Consider the following 21,374-nt stretch of genomic DNA (forward strand, 5'->3'; position numbering starts at 1 on the left):
TATGTTTAATAACCCTATAATTATAAATTTGAGTGGTATAATAATATTTGATATTTTTAAAATGAGGTAAATCATGTTTAATAGAAAAAAGTCTAGTTCAACTTCTAAAAAAGAAGTTTCTGGTACTCTTAATAAAGATTTTATAAGTAGTGGTATCTTAGAAGGAAACATAAGAAAAATTGGTGAACCCAATAATGATTATGAATCTGCAAGAGAAAAGTTTATCAAAGAACAAATAGCAAAGAAGAAAAGAAAATCTAAATTAACAGCAGAAGAAATCTTAATACATTTTGATAGATATGCTTTATCTAATGATGAATATAAAGTTTTGTTTCAAATGCTAAATGATAATGATATTCAAATTGATAAAAACCCTTTTAAAGATAACAATAAACAAGAAATTGACATTTTAAAAAACCAAGTAGCTGAAAAAATTGATTATATGGTTGGTGATTCTATTTCATCAGGGACTACTAGAGATAAAGTTGATGATGGTATTAAATCATTTTTAAATGTTTTAGGTTCATCTAAAATGCTTACGAGTGAGGAAGAACAAGAAATTGGGGCAATGCTTAAAAGTGAAGATCCAACTATTAGAGATTATGCTATTAATCAATTAATGACTTCTAACCTAAGACTTGTTACATCAATTGCTAAAAAATATTTAAATAGAGGTTTGGATCTTGAAGACTTATTACAAGAAGGTTCTTTAGGATTAATGAAAGCTATAACTAAATTTGATTACACTTTAGGTAACAAATTTTCAACTTATGCAACATGATGAATTAGACAAGCGATTACAAGAGCAATTGCAGACCAAGCTAGAACTATTAGAATTCCTGTTCACATGGTTGAAACAATTAATAAACTTTCAAAAACAGAACGTCAACTTATGCAAGAACTTGGAAGAGACCCAACTCCTGATGAATTAAGTGAAGCAATGGGTGGTCAAGCTGAAGGATTTAATGCTAAAAAAATTATTGCTATTAAAAAATTAAACATTGATCCAGTATCTCTTGATAAACCAGTTGGTAAGGATGAAGAATCTAAATTTGTTGACTTTGTTAAAGATAATGATGCATTAACACCAGAACAATTTACTGAAAAAGAATTAATGGGTGAGCACATTGATGATATATTAAAAAAATTCTTGCAAGAAAAAGAAGAAATTATTATAAGAATGAGATATGGTTTACCTCCATATCAACACCCAATGACTCTTGAAGAAGTTGGACAAAAATTTAAAATAACAAGAGAAAGAGTTAGACAAATTGAAGCTAAAGCATTAAGAAAAATTAAACACCCTTCTAAATCTTGGGTTCTTAAAGGATTTGCAGAATCGAATGAGAATTAATGAAATTGCTAATTTAATAAAAGATGCAAATATTTGTGTTGATGTAGGTAGCGATCATGCTAATTTATCAATAATTTTAGCAAAAGAAAATAAAGCTAAAATTATTTATAATATAGAAAAAAATTCAGCTCCTTTACAAAATTCCATAAACAACACAAAATCATATAGCAACATAAAAAACGTTAAAAGTGATGGATTCAAAAGTTTTGATTCATCACTTTTAATTGATTATTGTACTATTTCTGGAATGGGTGCTAATACAATTGTAGAAATTCTTGATGGTTGTAAAAATAAAATAAATAATATAATAGTTTGTCCAAATAATAATTATCAATTAATTAGAGAATGAGCAAAAAATAATAAATGAAAAATAAAATATGAAAAAACTATTATTGCTAATAAGATTTATTATGAAATAATTTGGTTAACAAAAACTCAAGGAAAAAAAGTTTTATTTAAAAACCAATGTTTATTTGGTATTAGATCTATCAAAAAAAATGATAGTTTGTTTATAGAAAAATTAAAAAATGAATATGAAAGTGAAGATATAAATTTTTTTAAAAATAAAAACTATAAAAAATACAAATATTTAAAAAAAGTAAAAAGGTATTTAGAAAAATATGAAAGTTAATGAATTATATTCTATATTGGATAAATGATACCCATTTGTGTCTCAAGATATTTGAGATAATTCTGGTAGTTTTTCATTTTTTGAAAATGAAATTATTTCAGGTGTATTAATTGGTTTAGATGTAACATTGGATATAGTTACTGAAGCAATACAAAAAAATTGTAATGTGATTATTACACATCATCCAATATTTATAGATCAAAATGATATAAAAAAGAAACACATAAAAAACATCATTAACTTATTAAATATCAATAAAATATCTTTATTTTCTTTACACACCAATTTTGATAAAAATAGATATGGTATGAATTATAACTTGTTAAAAAAATTAAATTTAACAAATATAAAAAGATCAAAAAAGTCTGATTATTTATTTTTTGGTGAATTAAAAACAAAAATGAATATTAATGACTTTATTGTGCAAATAAATAGAAAAATTAAACCAGATTATTTAATTTATGATAAAGAAAATTTATTTTTTAAAGAAAATAAAAAAATTAAAAAGGTTGCAATAGTTGGTGGTAGTGGCTCTGGTGAATATGAAAACATTTTAAAGAAAGATAAAATTGATCTTTTTATCACTGGAGAAGTAAAGTGACATATTTGAAATTTGAGTTCTAAATCTATTCCTATAATTGATGTTGGTCATTCAATAGAAAAAATATTTATAGAAATTATAAGTACTAAGATAAAAAAATTAAACCTTAATGTATATGAACATCAATTGGAAATAAAATTATCAAATGATAGTTAAAAAGTATTTTTTATTCGCAAAATAAATAGTAATTGATATTTATTGATAGTAGTATTAAGTTGTAGTAATGAAGTTACCCAAAAACTCTTATAGATGGGAATTATGATTAATGTGAATCTTTATTCATTTAAATTATATATGCTACAAAATAATGAATCCTAACCAATGTAAAAGTTGTTGGGGTTCATTTTTTATTTACAAGAAAAAATAATTATTATGATTCATTTTTTATTTTTATAATAGAAAAAAAATAAAAGTATTATAATCTTTTAACTAAGGAGTTAATATGAATCACAATTTTAAATGTATAACAGATTATGATCCAAAATTATTTACTGATGTTGAAATCGAAATAATTAATGACATTAACTTAAATGTTATTGAGTTTATAGATGCTAAAAGTTTAGTGGATTTCTGTTTTAATAAAACATATAGTCCACCAAGTATTGATAAGTTAGCTAAAAAACTTGGACACAAAACAGCTAAAGATTTAAAGAATTTTATTACAAAGACCTATTATGAAAAACTTAATGTTTCAAATAAGTTTAATTTTAATCACCAAAAGAGTGAAGGAATTTCAAATAGTAGAATTAAATTCTTAAAAGAATACTTAAATAGATCAGCACTTTGCTTATTTAATTTAAATTGAACATTAATAGAGAAATTTAGAAAAGAAATAATAAATAAAAAAACTATTTATGTATTCCATTCAGATGATATATTCTCTCTTACTAACCTTGAACTTATTTGTACATTCTTCAAAAAAAACATTAATTGTTATTAAAAGTGAATACAGACTAGAATACATTAATAAATTCTCTATAGATAAAGATTCTTTACTAATAATTAGTAAAATGTACAAACCGCTAAATTCTGTAGAAACTATGACAATTTCAATGTTTTTAAAACATAATATTCCAATTTATTTGATTTCATCAAGTGAAGAAATTATGAAGCATGAAAAAATCAAAACAGAAACAATTAATAAAATAATTATTGGTAATTTTAGTAATTTTGAAAATCATTTATATGATGTAGCAAATTACAAAATGATGTATGATCAAATATTCAATATAATTTGCTATGAAATATTCTTGGAACTATTAAATAAACATGAGTAATTTATAGTTATAATTAATCAATATTTCATAACACATAAGTTTAAATAAATTATTAAGAGAAACAAATTTTGATTTTGGGTGAAAACTAAACACCCAAAATTTTTTATGCTCGATTGACATGTGAAGTGCAACACTCAAAAAAGAGTGTGCACTTCATTTGTTTTGTTTGTAAGTGTTCACTAATAAAAAGATAATGAATATTAGGAGTGCTTATGAAAACTTATAAACATTTAACAAAAGAAGAAAGATGCTTAATTTATTTTCTTTGAAATAAAGAAAAATATTCTATGAATAAGATTGCAAAAATCTTAAATAAAAACAAATCAACAATATCAAGAGAATTAAAAAGAAACACATCTTCAACAGGGATTTATTATTCATCAACTGCTCACAAAAAATACATTAGAAGAAAATCAAATTGTCATATGTTTTTTATGTTGAAGTACAAAAACTTCACAGATCTTTTTATTCAAAAATTTAATCCTAAATCTCATGGTGTAGAAGCTACAATTTTTTGAATAAAAGAAAACTATCCGTTAGTTAAAGTTCCAAGTGCTAGGCAAGTATTTAGATGAATCAATAGCAAGATTTGAAAGATACAAAGAAGAGATTGTTTAAGAAGAAAATATGTTAAAGGAAAAAGAAGAAAAATAGGTATATTTTCTAAAATTGATGGAAAATACTGCATTCCTTATAGTCTAAGACCAGAAAAGATAAACAATAGAAAAGAATTTGGACATTGAGAAGCTGATCTAATAGTTAGTAAAAGGCAAAGTGGTTATTACCACTTATTGACATTAGTGGAAAGAAAAACAAGGTTGGCAATTATTAGAAAAATAAAAGGGAAGAACGCTAGATCAATGATGGCTAAAATGTATACCATTATTCGAGATGAAAAACTCCCAATAAAAAGCATCACTGTTGATAATGGGTTAGAGTTTCAAATGATGGGAATAACTGCAAAACAATTCAACTTTAAAGTTTATTATTGCCAACCTTATTCTTCATTCCAAAGAGGGTCCAACGAGAACATAAATGGGATAGTTAGAAGATGATATAAAAAAGGAACTGACTTCAGTTTAGTAAGTGAAGATAAAATAAAAACTCTTGAATGAAAAGTAAACAACATCCCAAGAAAAATGTTTGGTTATAAAACAGCTTACCAAATGTATCAAGAAAATATTTAAAACAAAAAAACTCTCAACTTATATTTCAAAGTCGAGAGTTTAATGTAACATTGAAGTGTTGCACTTCACATGTCAGTTAGGGATAAAATAATTATTGGTAATTTTAGTAATTTTGAAAATCATTTATATGATGTAGCAAATTACAAAATGATGTATGATCAAATATTCAATATAATTTGCTATGAAATATTCTTGGAACTATTAAATAAACATGAGTAATTTATAGTTATAATTAATCAATATTTCATAACACATAAGTTTAAATAAATTATTAAGAGAAACAAATTTTGATTTTGGGTGAAAACTAAACACCCAAAATTTTTTATTATATCTTTTAAGTTATAATTCAAACTCTTATTGAAAATAATAAAAACCCACAATCTAATACTATGATTGTGGGTTTAATAAATTAGCTGATGCTTATTTGTTGTTACGTTTATTGTATTTATTTCTTTTTTTAGCAGCAGCTTTTTGTTTTTCTTTAAGTCTTAGACCAGGTCTTAAATAGAATTCGTGTCTTTTTCTGCTCTTTTCAGTTTCAGAAGTAATTCTTTTAAAACTTTTTAAAGCCAACTCTAAATCGCCATTTTTTACTTCAACTTTTGGCACGCTTAATCACCCTTTTCTGAATCAATTAAATAAATTCTATCACAAATACAAAGATTTTAGTATTTTTATATTTTAGTATTTTTTAAAATTCTTGAAGCTCACTTTCAATAAAATCTAATAATTCTTTTGCTTGTTCTAAACTATCAAGTTTGCTTTCTAAATATCTTCTATCATTAAAAAGAAATTCTTCATTACATTTACCGCATATAGTTCTAACTTTTAATTCAGATTGAATATTTGTATTACAATTTGGGCAAGTGAATTTAAAATACTTTTTTAATGATTTTTTTGCATTATCTTTTGTATTAATGTTTTTGTGAAAGGGTGTAATAAAAGTAAAATTATTTTCATTTATAAACTCATCAATAAGTTTTTTTGTTTCATCACTTAATTTAGAAAAAGTAAAACCATATTTATTGTCTGGTGTGTCATTGAAAATTAAACCTCTTATTGTTCCAACATTTTTAAATATGTGTGTATGATAATTGGTGTTTTTAATATCTTTTAATGATTTAAGATTACATTCAAAGTGAACCATTTCATGAATCATAGTAACAATTAAATCATAATAATTTCTTGTTTCAGATAATAATCATTCATTTGTTATCATTATTGATGGAATAATTTTATCTTCATACTTTCATCCCTTGGAATTAAATCTTCCTAAAGTAACTGTGTTGTCTCTTTTTGTTGCACCATAATCTACAAATGTTAATGCAACATCACCTAAGCAATTTTCAAAGATTCTTTCATTTATAAAATTAAATAATTTATTTATAAAATTGTAAAAATCATAAAAAACATTTATATTATCTTTATCTTTTTTATTAATAATAATCTTATTTTTAATTTCTTCATCTAGGTCGCTATTTATATCATCACTATCTAAATTACTATCTTCAATTTTATTTTTAATCTCTGGCATAAATTTACCCCCAAATAAAAAAATTAGAAAGAATATTCTTTTATAATATTTCACTTAATATATTACAATATAAACAATAATACTTAACCCTACTAAATGACTTTTATTTATATTTTTAAAGTTTAATGTGACAATCATTTTGATATTGCGTTGCTTTTTAGGGTGCATTTTGATATTTTATTTTTTATGGAGAATTTAATATGAGTAAAATTAACTTTTTTTCTTTAGGTGGTTTAGATGAACAAGAAAAAGCCTGTTATGTTTTAGAGGTGAATGATAACTACTATATTTTTAATTTAGGTATTACTATTCCCGTTTATACTAAACTTGGAATTAAGAAAGTAATTCCATATGTTGATTGAATAGAAAAAAATTCTAGATTAATAAAAGGTATTTTTATAGGTAATGCTAGTCATAGAAATATGGGAGCTATTCAATATGTTTATGACAAGATTAAAAATATACCAATATACACATCAAAAATTGGTGAACTAATTATTAATTCATATTTAAATAAAAAAAGTATGCATAAATTTGCAAACTTTACAGATTTAAATATAAAGGTTTTAGATCCTTTAAAAACTGTTGATATGGGTAATGTAAAAATTACTCCTTTTAGGGTAGTTAGTTGTTTGCCAGATACTTATGGTTTTATTATTGGAACTCAAGATGGAAATATCATTTACATTGATGAATTTATAATAAATGCTGATAGAAATAATGCCTTTATAAGTGACATCACAAAAATAAATATGATAACAAGAGGTAAAAATCTATTATTAATTAATAATGTTGGTAATGTTGCTAAAAATAGTGGATTTACATCTCCAAATCATAAAACTAAAAATTTTTATACAAACTTATTAAACAATTCAACAGAAAATAGAGTGATAGTTTCATGTTATGATACTGATATTCACACTTTTTTAACTTTAGCTCAAATAGCTAAAGAAAAACAAATTCCTTTTGTTATTTACAATCCAATTTTTATGAATGTTTTTAATGGTATTTCAAGGGAAGGTTATTTTGATAATCGTAATTTGCCAATAATGCCAATTCATAAAATTAATGAAATGAAAAGAGGAATTGTATTATTATCATCAACACCAGATAGATTGTTTAATAAACTAATCTCTATATCTAATAATGAAGATGATATATTAAAACTTAAAAAATCAGATCTTGTAGTACTAGGATTTAAAACTTCAGCAGGTTTTGAAAAGATCGAAGCTGATATTATGGATAGATATTCAAAACTTGATTTGGATATTGTATCTTTACCTAAAACAATTTTAAAAATGGAAGCATCAGCTGAAGATCATAAATTCTTAATTAGTGAACTACAACCTAAATATGTTATTCCAACCCTTGGACTTTATTCTGAAGTAATTAAATATACTAATTGCATTAAAGAGGCAGGGTTTAATCCTAATAATGTTGAAATGTTATACAATGGTGAAATCTTTAGTTTGGTTAATGGAATTAAAAAAGATAAAGAAAATAGAAGAATTGACGCTAAAGAAATCTATGTTGGAGCTCAAGGTATATTGGATGAAGGAGATAACATTCTTCAAGAAAGAGATGTTATGTCTGAAAATGGTATAGTATTTATTGTTTTACAACATGATTCAACAAACAAGTGTTTTGACCCAAACAATCATGATATTAAACACTTTGGTGTAGTTCCAGATGATCAAAAAAATCTTGATTGATTTAAAGCTTTAAATTTAGAAATATTAGACTTTGCAAATAAAACATATAAAGAAATAAAAAAATATGACTCAAAAGAATTTAAGTCATTAATAAAAAAATACGCAAGCAAGCAAATAGAAAAATATTTTGGTAAAACACCAATTGTTATTCCAACAATTATTTAATGTGTGAAATGAAAAAAGATTTTTGCTTAATATTGATTAATTTTTAACTAATATGTAAAGTATATTGCTTAGATAAAAAATCTTAACTTTGAAATATAAGTTAGGATTTTTTATTTTATTATTATTTATATATTTAATAAGAGCCTATATATTTAAAAATTTATTGTTTTTTATTTTTTATCCATGAATTTAATCTATCTAATAAATAAAATAAAATTATCATTCATTATGTTAATAGATATAAACCTTATTTATATAAATTTTTATATATTTAAAAAATAATATTTTAAGTAAACATCAAATTCATTTTATATTTGAAATAACTTGATGATTATTTAATTGTTTGCAGACAAAATCTCTTGAAATTAAAACTATAAATATTAAATTAATTACTATCTCATTTTTGATAAATTGTTTTATTGATTAATTGTTATCATGTGATTTAAAGAATAAACTAGAAATGAGTTTTTCTAAAAAACTTATAATACTATAAAATCTTTTTAAAAATAATTTTGCAAATATGAAATAAAAGAATTAAAAAAATTGTTTTGAAAATGATTTATCATTGCTTTTTAATGATTTATTAATTAAAAAAATATTACAAAAATTAAAAAAAATTCAACTTTTTTGAAAGTTTCTCCTTTTAAAAGATATTTAGTTAATGGAAGGTTTATAATAATTGCAATATATTGATAAATATTGGAAAATAATAATGAGACCCTCCAACATTCTAAGGAGGTACTAAAAATAAAACGTCAAAGAATTAAAATGAAAAGAAATGAATTCATGAATGATTTCAATTCTAAAAATAAACAACTAGTTGAAATTTTAAAAACAGAATGGTTGGATGAACACAATATATGACGTTACAACTATTCCATAGATATGCACGGAAAGGATGGTATAAAAACTGTGGAGAAATATGTACTAAAAACAGAATTTGATCCTTTCAAAAAAGAAATGCTGGAATTTAAAGAAAATACAAATAATAGACTAGATAAAATAGAACAACTTTTATATCAAAACACAAAACAGATAAATCAATTGTCATCAAAAGTTGATAAACTCTCAGAAGAAATATCTAATGTTAATCTCAGAATAGACAAAGAAATGAAAATGATAAATGACAGAATAGATAAAGAGATGAAAAATATAAATAATAGATTAGATAAAGAAATGAGAAACATTAATTTAAAATTAGACAAGCGATTTAAAGAAATTGATAAACGTTTTGAAGAAATTGATAAGCGTTTTGAAGTAATGGATAAACGTTTTGAAGAAATTGATAAACGTTTTGAAGCAATTGATAAGCGTTTTGAAGAAATTGATAAACGTTTTGAAGCAATGGATAAACGTTTTGAAGCAATGGATAAACGTTTTGAAATAATTGATAAAAGGATTTCAAACATTGAAATTAAACTTGATAAACTATGCCAATAAAATTTTTAACTATGTTAAATAATTAGAATTTAAAGTTTTATCTTTAACTTAATTTTTAAATATTTGGTTTTTTACTTTTTAAAAATTTTCTGTTTTTTGTCTTTATAATTCAATTTATAAAGTAATAAAACTTTTGAACTTGCAATAATAAATAAAGCTTGATTAAAATGCATCTATATATATTTTAGAACTTGAATAATATATAAGTTTATCTTGAAAAAAACTATAATTTTTTAATGAAAAATATTAAGTTTAAAAATATTAAAAATTATGTATTTTTTATTAAATACAAGTTTTATAATCTTGATATTTACTGTAAGCGTAAAAGTACAAAGCAAATAAAAAGTTTAATCATTTATAATAATTAAAATTATGGCTTATTAGATCAAAATTTATGTTTAGATAATATTTATAGATTACTATGTTTTAATTAAAGAAAAGATTAGTATCTATAATATTTATAATGTTATGAATAGTTTAAATATTAAATTAACTTATTATGCTAATGGTAATAATGTTAATGATATTGTTATTAAGTAACCCAGAATATGCTAAGACAATTGTTATCAATAAATTTGAAATTGATAATTTAAGTAACATCATTAAAGAATTATTTCAAAAAACAGTAGAAAATATCATTATATTTTGAATTATTAGATCAGAAACAAAAGTAATAGATTAGTAAATTAAATGATTAAAAATGTTTATATTAATTACTATATTATGTTGCACAAGTATCATATAATTTAAGATATTTTTTGGGCTATTTTTAATTTTATATATCTGTGATAGAGCTAATATATTTAACTTTTTTAGCATTTATATAATTGTGGTTTATTATTTTGTTTTTCATTTGAATATTGATAGTTTAGTGAATGTTAGAGTTTTCAGTGATTGTTATGAAATTAAAATAAGTTGAAGCAATAAAAACAAATGGTTTTAATTAAATAGATTTTCTATGAAAAATGACAATGAATTTATAGATTCTTACTTTAAATATATTTTTAAATATTTACCATCTTTTAAAAAAAATATATTTATCAGAAAAGTTATAGAATTTTAAATGATCTTTATAAAATAAAAAGATTTTTAGAACAACTTTGTAATAAATTAACAGTGATTTTTGCTATATCAATGTATGAATTTTAAAAAATGAAAAATAACTAGATAACAAACAATTATGTTAATAAATTAAAATGTTTAAATAATCTTGTTAATATAAAAAAATTTTTTTATAAATGCATTAATTATTTCAAATAAGAAAATTATGACAAATTATTTGTAAACAAAGAAAGAAAATTAAAACCTATATCAAAAAAGAGCATAAATAAAAAATGCTAATGAAAGTGTTTTGAAAAAAAGAAATAACAAATTTAAATTAACTAAAAATAAAAAAACTAAATACTAAAAATAAAGATTTTATAAATAAAAAATAGAGTGTATCTTTTTAATGATTCACTCCATTTATTGATTAAAAAAGCACCTAACTTGAAATTAGGTGCTTATATTTGTCATTATAATGGCAGGGGTAGCAGGACTCGAACCCACAACACGCGGATTTGAAGTCCGCCGTTCTACCATTGAACTATACCCCTAAAGTATTTACATACATGTATTATTCTACATTAAATATTTAGATAGTTACAATATTTATTAATCCAAAACTATTAATAAATATCTCATTTAATAATATCAACTATTTTCTCATTTTAAAAAAAATTATATTTTTACTTTATCCTAAAAATAAAAGAATATAATTTAAAAGGATAATAAATTTATCAATAGATTTTAAGGAGAATATATGAGAACTATAGTAGTTGGTATCAACCACGCTGGAACATCAGCAATTAGAACTTTATTATCACAAAACCCAAAGGCAGATGTGGTTGCCTTTGATAGAAATAGCAATATTTCATTTTTAGGATGTGGAATTGCTTTAACAGTTGGAGGTGTAGTTAAAAACACTAATGACTTATTTTATTCAAGCCCTGAACAATTAAAAAGTATGGGTGCAAAAATTTACATGGAACACGATGTAGTTAAAATTGACAGAAAAGAAAAAGCTGTATTTGTAAAAGAATTAAGCACTGGAAAAATAACTGCTTGAAAATATGACAATTTAATTTATGCTGCAGGTTCTTGACCTATTGATATGAAAATTAAAGGACAAGAATTGGAAAATGTTGAAATTTGTAAAATTTATCAACACGCTCTTAAATTAATTGAAAGAGCTAATGATCCAAATATAAAATCTGTAACAGTAGTAGGTGCTGGTTATATTGGAATAGAATTAGTTGAAGCTTATCATCAAAAAGGTAAAAAAGTTAACCTTATTGATTTCCAAGGAAGAGTATTAGCTAATTACTTTGATAAAGAATTCACTGACATTTTAGAAGCAGAAATGAAAAAAGAAGGTGTTAATGTTTACTTAAATGAAGCAGTTACAGAATATATTGGAAGTAATGGAAAAGTTACAGGATTAAAAACTAAAAATGGATTAGAATTACAATCTGATTTAGTTATTCAATGTGTTGGGTTTGCTCCAAATCATGCATTATTACCAGATTTAGAAAAAACAAAAAATGGTGCTTTAATTATTAACTCTAAAGCTCAAACAAGCGATCCAAACATTTATGCTATTGGTGATTGTGTAGCTATTTATGATGCTGCAACTAAAACTCATAGAAACATAGCATTAGCTACAAATGCTGTTAAAACAGGTATTGTTGCTGCATCTCAAATTAATGGTGCTGAAATTGTTCAATTAGATTCAATTGTTGGTACAAATGCTCTATGTGTATTTAATCATAAATTTGCAAGTACTGGGGTTAGCGAAGAAGCTGCTTTAAAATTCGGTTTAAAAGTTAAATCTTGTTACTATGAAGATAACGATAGACCTGAATGAATGAACACAGTTCAAAAAGTTGCAGTTAAAATTGTTTATGAAGAAGATACTATGAGAATTGTTGGTGCACAAATTTTATCATTTGGTGATTCTAACCACTCAGAATGAATTTTCTCTTTATCTTTAGCTATTCAAAAAGGTCTAAGTTTATTAGATGTTGCATTCACTGATGTTTATTTCTTGCCTCATTTAAACAAACCATTCAACTTTGTTTTATCAGCAATATTAAAAGCATTAGGAATGAAATATATTAAATAATTTAATGAAACAAGAAAATAGTAAAGTAAAAATCAATAGTGTAAATTCAGTTAAAAGATACATTACAAATTACTTAATTTTAAAAATTTTAACTGGTGATTATCCACTTAACAAGAAAATTCCTAGTGAGAATAATTTAGCTGAAAAATTTAAGTGCTCCAGATTAACATCAAGAAGTGCATTACTTGTATTAAACAATGCATCAGTTCTTGATGCTATAAGAGGCTCTGGATATATAGTTTCAGAAGAAGCTTTAAAAATATTAATGCCTCCAAAGTTTGTTCAAGAGAAATCAGATTCACAAAAAACTAAAGCAATTTCTACAACCAATGATTTTATTACTTTGGAAACAACATACTTTAAAGATAATAAAATAATTGGTGTTGTTACTTGAGATATTGCTAAATATGTTTATATTGAAATGTCTAAAAAATATTCAATAGAAGAAAATGTTTGTGATAATTTAATTCAAGCAAATTTAGATTTTACATTATTTGAAGAACATGTAGAGTTAGATAAAGAAGGAAGAATTCTTTTGGTTAAAACAAACTTTGATCAAGAAAGCAAAATAATTTTTAGATCAGCTACTTGATATGAGGATATAAAAAAATTAACCACTAAAACTGTTGATTTAATTTAAGTTTAAAAACGCCAAGTATAGCTTGGTGTTCCCTAACTGACATGTGAAGTGCAACACTTCAATGTTACATTAAACTCTCGACTTTGAAATATAAGTTGAGAGTTCCCTAACTGACATGTGAAGTGCAACACTTCAATGTTACATTAAACTCTCGACTTTGAAATATAAGTTGAGAGTTTTTTTGTTTTAAATATTTTCTTGATACATTTGGTAAGCTGTTTTATAACCAAACATTTTTCTTGGGATGTTGTTTACTTTTCATTCAAGAGTTTTTATTTTATCTTCACTTACTAAACTGAAGTCAGTTCCTTTTTTATATCATCTTCTAACTATCCCATTTATGTTCTCGTTGGACCCTCTTTGGAATGAAGAATAAGGTTGGCAATAATAAACTTTAAAGTTGAATTGTTTTGCAGTTATTCCCATCATTTGAAACTCTAACCCATTATCAACAGTGATGCTTTTTATTGGGAGTTTTTCATCTCGAATAATGGTATACATTTTAGCCATCATTGATCTAGCGTTCTTCCCTTTTATTTTTCTAATAATTGCCAACCTTGTTTTTCTTTCCACTAATGTCAATAAGTGGTAATAACCACTTTGCCTTTTACTAACTATTAGATCAGCTTCTCAATGTCCAAATTCTTTTCTATTGTTTATCTTTTCTGGTCTTAGACTATAAGGAATGCAGTATTTTCCATCAATTTTAGAAAATATACCTATTTTTCTTCTTTTTCCTTTAACATATTTTCTTCTTAAACAATCTCTTCTTTGTATCTTTCAAATCTTGCTATTGATTCATCTAAATACTTGCCTAGCACTTGGAACTTTAACTAACGGATAGTTTTCTTTTATTCAAAAAATTGTAGCTTCTACACCATGAGATTTAGGATTAAATTTTTGAATAAAAAGATCTGTGAAGTTTTTGTACTTCAACATAAAAAACATATGACAATTTGATTTTCTTCTAATGTATTTTTTGTGAGCAGTTGATGAATAATAAATCCCTGTTGAAGATGTGTTTCTTTTTAATTCTCTTGATATTGTTGATTTGTTTTTATTTAAGATTTTTGCAATCTTATTCATAGAATATTTTTCTTTATTTCAAAGAAAATAAATTAAGCATCTTTCTTCTTTTGTTAAATGTTTATAAGTTTTCATAAGCACTCCTAATATTCATTATCTTTTTATTAGTGAACACTTACAAACAAAACAAATGAAGTGCACACTCTTTTTTGAGTGTTGCACTTCACATGTCAATCGAGCAACTCTCGACTTTGAAATATAAGTTGAGAGTTTTTTTGTTTTAAATATTTTCTTGATACATTTGGTAAGCTGTTTTATAACCAAACATTTTTCTTGGGATGTTGTTTACTTTTCATTCAAGAGTTTTTATTTTATCTTCACTTACTAAACTGAAGTCAGTTCCTTTTTTATATCATCTTCTAACTATCCCATTTATGTTCTCGTTGGACCCTCTTTGGAATGAAGAATAAGGTTGGCAATAATAAACTTTAAAGTTGAATTGTTTTGCAGTTATTCCCATCATTTGAAACTCTAACCCATTATCAACAGTGATGCTTTTTATTGGGAGTTTTTCATCTCGAATAATGGTATACATTTTAGCCATCATTGATCTAGCGTTCTTCCCTTTTATTTTTCTAATAATTGCCAACCTTGTTTTTCTTTCCACTAATGTCAATAAGTGGTAATAACCACTTTGCCTTTTACTAACTATTAGATCAGCTTCTCAATGTCCAAATTCTTTTCTATTGTTTATCTTTTCTGGTCTTAGACTATAAGGAATGCAGTATTTTCCATCAATTTTAGAAAATATACCTATTTTTCTTCTTTTTCCTTTAACATATTTTCTTCTTAAACAATCTCTTCTTTGTATCTTTCAAATCTTGCTATTGATTCATCTAAATACTTGCCTAGCATTTGGAACTTTAACTAACGGATAGTTTTCTTTTATTCAAAAAATTGTAGCTTCTACACCATGAGATTTAGGATTAAATTTTTGAATAAAAAGATCTGTGAAGTTTTTGTACTTCAACATAAAAAACATATGACAATTTGATTTTCTTCTAATGTATTTTTTGTGAGCAGTTGATGAATAATAAATCCCTGTTGAAGATGTGTTTCTTTTTAATTCTCTTGATATTGTTGATTTGTTTTTATTTAAGATTTTTGCAATCTTATTCATAGAATATTTTTCTTTATTTCAAAGAAAATAAATTAAGCATCTTTCTTCTTTTGTTAAATGTTTATAAGTTTTCATAAGCACTCCTAATATTCATTATCTTTTTATTAGTGAACACTTACAAACAAAACAAATGAAGTGCACACTCTTTTTTGAGTGTTGCACTTCACATGTCAATCGAGCAACGCCAAGTATAGCTTGGTGTTTTTATATCAATATGATTTTAAAATCAATTTAATATAATGCTTTATATTGCTCAAATTTTAATATGTGATATTTTTCAAAATGTAATATAATTATATTTGTAATGTTTCAAAATATTTATGGCATTAACTTTAGATTTGTAGAGGAGGAATTAAAATATGGCTAAAAGAGACCAATTAACTGAAAAAGGGCCTTTAACTGGAAATAAAAGATCTCATGCCTTAAATCAAACTAAAAGAAAATGAAACCTAAACCTTCAAAGAGTTAAAATTTGAGGTAACAATGGTGAGATTATTGAAGTTAAAGTTTCTGCTAGAACATTAAAAATGTTAAAGAAACACAACAAAGTGGTAAGAATTAACTACCATGCATTAAATGCTTCTAAATAGTTTATCAATTAAAAACATCTTGATTTATTTCTTGATGTTTTTTTTATTTAAAACTTTAATAACAATTCAAGATAATAAAAATCATTTTTTATACAAAAATTTATACTTTTTTAATTTGGTAATTTTTCATTTTTATATTAATGCATTTTATAAAAAATTCTAAATGATTTAAATTAGAAAAGTTTTTTATGCATTGTTTGAATTTTTAATTGGCATATATGATATTTTTAATCATATACAAAAATTATGAAAGGAATAAAAATGGAAAATAGTTATTCGAATACTTTTGAACAAAGCGAAGAAACTATAAAACAAAATTTTATTGATAAAGTTGTTTATAAATTTAAAAACTTAAAAGTTCATGAATGATTTTGTTTTGTCGGTATATTGATGTTTCTAACAACAATAGCATTTACATCACATAGTTTTATTGAATATGTTCAAAGCAAAAGTGCTTGAAAAGTATTTTTTGGAATATTTGATAGATTCACTTATCAAAGTAATTGACTTCTTTTAATATTTTGTCTTGCTTATTTTATGTTTCCAAAGCATCAGATATTTAAAGGTAATAAGTTTATCATCTCAACAATGGTCTATATCTTTTTTACATTTATTGGATATAATGTTGTTTTAGTTGGTATTTCTGGTGATAGGGGGTATGTTGGTAATGCATTAGCAGTAACTAAAAATGCTTGACTACATATAATATGTCCATTGTATTTTATTTTGTTTGGATTTATTTATATGATTGATAATAAAAATCAACAACCTACTTCATTTTGAAAATTATTGTTAACTGGAATGATCTACCCAACTATATATGCAATTTATTTAGTTAGTATTCCATTTCTTTTTACTAATGCACCAGTTACAAATTCCATGGGTACAAATGTTTATACAATTTATGGAAGTGCAACATTAACAAATGGTAATCCTAAATCATGAGCATATATTGGGGTAATGTATTTCTTATTTTTTCCTGGAAGTTTTGCATTATTTTATTATTCATGAAAACTTATCAATAAAACAAGTTTTCAATTTAAAACTTATAAGGGTTAATCACTATGGAACAATTACAATCTAATAAAAATTTTGAAGAACAAAAAGATGTTATCACTAATCCGTTTATTAAAATCTTTTTAAGAATTAAAAATTTTAAATTGTATGAATGAATAAATTTCATTGGTATGTTTATTTTTTTGGTAAGTTTTGCTTGATCTATAAGAGATTTTGTAAACTATATTCATATGGGAAAACCTGAAAGTATTTTCTTTGGTGTTTTTGATAGATTTACAAATCAAAGTAATTGACTTTTATTCATCTTTTCTTTTATGTATTTTTTGTGACCTAATCATACTTTTTTTAAAGATAATAAATTCTTAATTTCTACAATGGTTTATATTTTCTTTACTTTTGTAGGATATAACGTAGTTTTGGTTGGGATAGCTGGTGGATATGGATATGATATTCAAAAACCTATTGATTTTGTTAGCAACTTTTGACTTCATGTTTTATGTCCAATATACTTTATTATTTTTGGTTATGTATTTATGATCCAAAATAAAAATAAACAACCTAAAAAATTCCATAAATTGTTATTAACTGGTATGATTTATCCTACTATATATGCTATTTATTTAGCTACTATTCCTTTTGTTTATAAACTTGATAATGGTAATAGTTATTCAGTTTATGGTGGCGCAACAAACACAGCACAGAATTCTATGTCTTGAGCATATATTTGTGTTATGTATTTTATTTTCTTTCCAGGAAGTTATGTAACTTTTTATTATTCTTGAGTGGGGATAAACAAAACAAGTTTAAAATCAAATTAATAAATCCTAAATAACACTAGTTAATAGTGTTATTTTTTTAATATAAATTTATGAAATAAATAAAAATAATCTTTTATTATCATTAATTTCTGTTAAATATCAAAAATTGGACTGTATTATATATTATTATTTTGATTTTTTGTTTTTAGTTGCTAAAATTGTGAGTGGAGATAAATAATGCGAGTCAGAAACAATTTTTCAAAACTTAATATTAAGTGTCAATCTTTTTTTGTAAATAATAAAATGAGTTTTGTTCTTTTAAAAAAGATATTTTTAAATTCATGAATTTTTATTATTTTTTCTTTTTTGAATGTTAGTTTACCTATAGTGATTTGTTTATTAGCTACAAAATTAAATTATGGTGCTTATGCTACTATGGGAATTGGTTTTGTTACAACATTTTTATTAGCTTTTTCTCAAATGGGTTTTAGCTTTTCTATTTTTAGTAGTTTTTATTATTTTCAGCATATTAATTCCAAAAGACTTAATTTTAATTTAGAAGAAGTTAAAAAAGATTTGATATATGACATAATTGTTTTAGGTTTTATTTATGGTTTTATATTAGCGATATTATATTTTACAAGTTCATTCACCTATACAAAATATGCAAATATTCATGTTAATACTATTGATTCATTACCATATGCATTCCATTTCACTTATGCATCAGTACCATATGTATTTTTTGTCGTTGTTCAATATAGTTTATTAATGGTTATTAATAATAAAAAGAATCAAGTTCATGCCTTGCTTCAATTGTTTATTGCTTTTTTTAGTACTATATTTTTAATTTCAATGTTAGTTTTTTTCACAGATCTTGAAGGTTATGGAATTGGTATTGGTTTAAGTGTTGGTTCTTTAATTAGTATTATTTCTTGTTTTATTCATTTATTTTTCTTTACAGATACTTTCAAAACTAATTATTTTCAAGTTAATGGAAAGTATTTAGTTTTAATTATTAAAAATACTTGAAGACAAATTGCTATAACTGTTAGTATTCAAATTTTTAAAGGATGTGCCCTTTTATTGTTAAGCTATCAAATTCCTAATGCTTTGGTTAATTCGGTTCCACTTGATTATCAAATGTCTAGAATTATCTGGTATAACATGATGTATTTAATTCCATTTATTTTAAATGGTTTAGCAGATTCTTTATATTATTTCTTTTTAAAAGAAAAATCTTTTTTCGATGAGAACAAAGAAAAGATTAACATAAATTTTGTAATGATTTTTATTCTTGTTTTAACCATTGTATTAACTGTTTTATTGATAGTTGCTTGTAACTATCTTTCTATGGGTTTAAGTTTAGCTTACACAAAAAATCAAAACCATTCTTATTCAAACGATGCAATAGCAACAGATCTTTATGGAATTGGTAAGAGCAAAATTATTGAAATAATAAATAGTTCAGAACTTATTACAAGTGAACAAAAAAATTGGTTAATTGATTTAGTTAATAAAGCATCAGAAGAACAAATAAAGAAAATTATTGACCAAACTCTTTTACCTAAATTTGTTTCTTTTAGCAATGTTGCTATAAATAATATTTTAATTTTTCCAAAATCATTTACATATTTTTATTTATGTTTCTATTGTGTTCTGTATGGAAGTGGACAATTATTAAATGCTTTTGGATTATCAATAACAGATAGAAAACCAAAAGTTACACTATTAGTAATTGCACAATTGCTAGCAATTTTATTTGTTGTAGAATTTGGTATTAATTTCCAAGAAACACAAAAATTTTATTTAATGGAAGCTTGATCATTCCCGTTGCTTATTGTTGGAATAGTTGCATTTGTTTATATGTCTTTTACATATTTCTTATTAACTTATGATTACCAACACAAATTGTTAACTAGCAAAATAAATATATTAAATAAAGATATAGAAAATTCTAATAATAAAAAATAGTAAAATGGAATAAAATATATAGTATTCAAATTACAAAGGAGAATTTATGAGTTCAAAATTACACAAAGGAAATGACAAAAATATTGATAACTTAATTGAACAAGGAACACTTACTATAGTTAAATATGGTGCTACTTGATGTGGACCATGTAAAATGATTGCACCAATATTAGAAGAGCTTTCAGATGCATATGGAAGTGTAACATTTGTAGATGTTGATATTGATGATGAAGAAGCAAGTGATTCAACAGCTAAAAATGAAGTTACTATGGTGCCAACTGTTATTTTTTACAAAAATGGTAAAGAAGTAGATAGATTTGTTGGTTTTAGACCAAAAGAAGATATTGAGGCTATGATTAAAAAATATTATTAATTTTTTATAGATGTTGTTTTATACAACATCTATTTTTTTTATGTTATTAAAAAGTAATAAAATCATAACATGTTTAGTATAAAAAAATAAAAACCACTTTTTGTATAAAAAGTGATTTATTAAAATAATTTATTTTTAAATTTTTCATTTAACATTTTAAATATTTGAAAAATGATTAGTGTATTCAGAACCTCATGGATTTTTACTTTCATCAATAATTAAAATTCCCTTTGATTCTATATTTGGATTATTTTGAAGTTCTTTTTCGCTACATAACATTCCACAAGATTCGTGACCTTGTAGTTTGTTTTTGATAATTGTCATACCACTTGGCATACATGTATTTTCTTTAGCAACTACTACAAATAGATCTTGTTTAACATTTTTGGCGCCACAAACAATTTGTAGAATCTCTTTTTTTGTGTCTACTTTACACAGATGTAAATGAGTGTTTTGAATTGGTGTACATTCTATAACTTTTCCAACAACAAATTGAGGTTCATAATATTTTGATAAATCTAATTTTGTTGTTTTTAAAATTAGATTTTTAATTTCATCATCAAATTTTAAATAACCTTCATTAATTTTATTTTTTTTTGATATATTAAAAAGATTGATACCAACTATTTCATTGTTATTTCTTAAAATTGAATAATCGTCATTTGTTTCAATTTCTGTTGGTTTTAAATTTTTAATTGAAATTACCATTGTATCTTTTAAATTTTTTTTATTATAAAAAATATTAATCATAT

Annotated in this window: 22 protein-coding genes and 1 tRNA gene; 17 read left to right on the forward strand and 6 right to left on the reverse strand. The window is 23.6% G+C overall.

What is annotated here, in order from left to right; all coding sequences use genetic code 4:
- Window positions 1-73: 73 nt before the first annotated feature.
- The 7 genes from EXC57_RS01215 to EXC57_RS05140 all read left to right on the forward strand — a co-directional run bounded on the left by EXC57_RS01215 (window position 74) and on the right by EXC57_RS05140 (window position 5,269).
- Window positions 74-1,354 (forward strand): RNA polymerase sigma factor, encoded by a 1,281-nt coding sequence (locus EXC57_RS01215; RefSeq protein WP_129692534.1) that lies wholly within the window; start codon window positions 74-76, stop codon window positions 1,352-1,354.
- Window positions 1,344-1,985: a class I SAM-dependent methyltransferase gene (locus EXC57_RS01220; protein WP_004024913.1), complete on the forward strand. Its 642-nt coding sequence runs from the start codon at window positions 1,344-1,346 to the stop codon at window positions 1,983-1,985. The genes EXC57_RS01215 and EXC57_RS01220 overlap by 11 nt, the downstream gene beginning before the upstream one ends.
- Entirely contained in the window at window positions 1,975-2,742 is a 768-nt protein-coding gene (locus tag EXC57_RS01225; protein ID WP_004024912.1) for a Nif3-like dinuclear metal center hexameric protein, read from the forward strand. Before EXC57_RS01220 ends, EXC57_RS01225 begins: the two co-directional genes overlap by 11 nt.
- Before the next feature lie 286 nt (window positions 2,743-3,028).
- Window positions 3,029-3,526 (forward strand): hypothetical protein, encoded by a 498-nt coding sequence (locus tag EXC57_RS01230; protein ID WP_004024911.1) that lies wholly within the window; start codon window positions 3,029-3,031, stop codon window positions 3,524-3,526.
- A 70-nt stretch (window positions 3,527-3,596) separates the two neighbouring features.
- Entirely contained in the window at window positions 3,597-3,863 is a 267-nt protein-coding gene (locus tag EXC57_RS01235; RefSeq protein WP_129692535.1) for a hypothetical protein, read from the forward strand.
- Between the two features lie 212 nt (window positions 3,864-4,075).
- Window positions 4,076-5,050 (forward strand): IS30 family transposase, encoded by a 975-nt coding sequence (locus tag EXC57_RS01240; protein ID WP_129692495.1) that lies wholly within the window; start codon window positions 4,076-4,078, stop codon window positions 5,048-5,050.
- A gap of 69 nt (window positions 5,051-5,119) precedes the next feature.
- Window positions 5,120-5,269: a hypothetical protein gene (locus EXC57_RS05140; RefSeq protein ID WP_159402908.1), complete on the forward strand. Its 150-nt coding sequence runs from the start codon at window positions 5,120-5,122 to the stop codon at window positions 5,267-5,269.
- A 201-nt stretch (window positions 5,270-5,470) separates the two neighbouring features.
- Here EXC57_RS05140 and rpsU read toward each other — a convergent pair whose 3' ends face one another.
- Entirely contained in the window at window positions 5,471-5,659 is a 189-nt protein-coding gene (rpsU, locus tag EXC57_RS01245) for a 30S ribosomal protein S21 (RefSeq protein WP_004024909.1), read from the reverse strand.
- An 82-nt stretch (window positions 5,660-5,741) separates the two neighbouring features.
- Window positions 5,742-6,584 (reverse strand): hypothetical protein, encoded by an 843-nt coding sequence (locus EXC57_RS01250; protein WP_004024908.1) that lies wholly within the window; start codon window positions 6,582-6,584, stop codon window positions 5,742-5,744.
- 200 nt (window positions 6,585-6,784) lie between these two features.
- On the opposite strand from EXC57_RS01250, the gene EXC57_RS01255 reads away from it, so the two are divergent.
- The 3 genes from EXC57_RS01255 (at window position 6,785) to EXC57_RS05145 (ending at window position 10,583) form a co-directional block, all read left to right on the forward strand.
- Complete coding sequence (locus EXC57_RS01255; protein WP_004024907.1) at window positions 6,785-8,461, forward strand: ribonuclease J; 1,677 nt, start codon at window positions 6,785-6,787, stop codon at window positions 8,459-8,461.
- A 768-nt stretch (window positions 8,462-9,229) separates the two neighbouring features.
- Window positions 9,230-9,901, forward strand: coding sequence for a DUF16 domain-containing protein (locus EXC57_RS01260; RefSeq protein ID WP_050796838.1), 672 nt, complete (start codon window positions 9,230-9,232; stop codon window positions 9,899-9,901).
- 520 nt (window positions 9,902-10,421) lie between these two features.
- The gene (locus tag EXC57_RS05145; protein ID WP_004024905.1) at window positions 10,422-10,583 is read left to right on the forward strand and encodes a hypothetical protein; all 162 of its coding nucleotides are present in this window, start codon (window positions 10,422-10,424) and stop codon (window positions 10,581-10,583) included.
- A gap of 838 nt (window positions 10,584-11,421) precedes the next feature.
- Here the strand turns inward: EXC57_RS05145 and EXC57_RS01265 are convergent.
- A tRNA-Trp gene (locus EXC57_RS01265) sits at window positions 11,422-11,496 on the reverse strand.
- A 206-nt stretch (window positions 11,497-11,702) separates the two neighbouring features.
- On the opposite strand from EXC57_RS01265, the gene EXC57_RS01270 reads away from it, so the two are divergent.
- Window positions 11,703-13,064: an FAD-dependent oxidoreductase gene (locus EXC57_RS01270; protein WP_004024904.1), complete on the forward strand. Its 1,362-nt coding sequence runs from the start codon at window positions 11,703-11,705 to the stop codon at window positions 13,062-13,064.
- A 4-nt stretch (window positions 13,065-13,068) separates the two neighbouring features.
- A complete protein-coding gene (locus tag EXC57_RS01275) occupies window positions 13,069-13,704 on the forward strand; it encodes a winged helix-turn-helix domain-containing protein (RefSeq protein ID WP_004024903.1) in 636 nt (211 codons plus the stop codon).
- Window positions 13,705-13,890: 186 nt separating this feature from the next.
- On the opposite strand, the gene EXC57_RS01280 is transcribed toward EXC57_RS01275, so the two are convergent.
- Window positions 13,891-14,865 (reverse strand): IS30 family transposase, encoded by a 975-nt coding sequence (locus EXC57_RS01280; protein WP_129692495.1) that lies wholly within the window; start codon window positions 14,863-14,865, stop codon window positions 13,891-13,893.
- A 145-nt stretch (window positions 14,866-15,010) separates the two neighbouring features.
- A complete protein-coding gene (locus tag EXC57_RS01285; RefSeq protein ID WP_129692536.1) occupies window positions 15,011-15,985 on the reverse strand; it encodes an IS30 family transposase in 975 nt (324 codons plus the stop codon).
- A gap of 284 nt (window positions 15,986-16,269) precedes the next feature.
- Here EXC57_RS01285 and rpmB point away from each other — a divergent pair, with 284 nt between their 5' ends.
- The 5 genes from rpmB (at window position 16,270) to EXC57_RS01310 (ending at window position 20,622) form a co-directional block, all read left to right on the forward strand.
- Entirely contained in the window at window positions 16,270-16,500 is a 231-nt protein-coding gene (rpmB, locus tag EXC57_RS01290) for a 50S ribosomal protein L28 (protein WP_004025374.1), read from the forward strand.
- Window positions 16,501-16,761: 261 nt separating this feature from the next.
- Window positions 16,762-17,559, forward strand: a complete 798-nt coding sequence (locus EXC57_RS01295) for a DUF1600 domain-containing protein (protein ID WP_004025376.1) — start codon at window positions 16,762-16,764, stop codon at window positions 17,557-17,559.
- 5 nt (window positions 17,560-17,564) lie between these two features.
- The gene (locus EXC57_RS01300) at window positions 17,565-18,335 is read left to right on the forward strand and encodes a DUF1600 domain-containing protein (protein ID WP_004025377.1); all 771 of its coding nucleotides are present in this window, start codon (window positions 17,565-17,567) and stop codon (window positions 18,333-18,335) included.
- Window positions 18,336-18,512: 177 nt separating this feature from the next.
- Window positions 18,513-20,249 (forward strand): hypothetical protein, encoded by a 1,737-nt coding sequence (locus tag EXC57_RS01305; RefSeq protein WP_004025254.1) that lies wholly within the window; start codon window positions 18,513-18,515, stop codon window positions 20,247-20,249.
- 46 nt (window positions 20,250-20,295) lie between these two features.
- Window positions 20,296-20,622 (forward strand): thioredoxin family protein, encoded by a 327-nt coding sequence (locus tag EXC57_RS01310; protein ID WP_004025255.1) that lies wholly within the window; start codon window positions 20,296-20,298, stop codon window positions 20,620-20,622.
- Window positions 20,623-20,778: 156 nt separating this feature from the next.
- Here EXC57_RS01310 and ytpR read toward each other — a convergent pair whose 3' ends face one another.
- Window positions 20,779-21,372: a YtpR family tRNA-binding protein gene (ytpR, locus tag EXC57_RS01315; RefSeq protein ID WP_004025256.1), complete on the reverse strand. Its 594-nt coding sequence runs from the start codon at window positions 21,370-21,372 to the stop codon at window positions 20,779-20,781.
- Window positions 21,373-21,374: the final 2 nt, after the last annotated feature.

Source organism: Malacoplasma iowae, from assembly GCF_900660615.1.
In the GTDB taxonomy this organism is placed as follows: Bacteria; Bacillota_I; Bacilli_A; order Mycoplasmatales; family Mycoplasmoidaceae; genus Malacoplasma; species Malacoplasma iowae.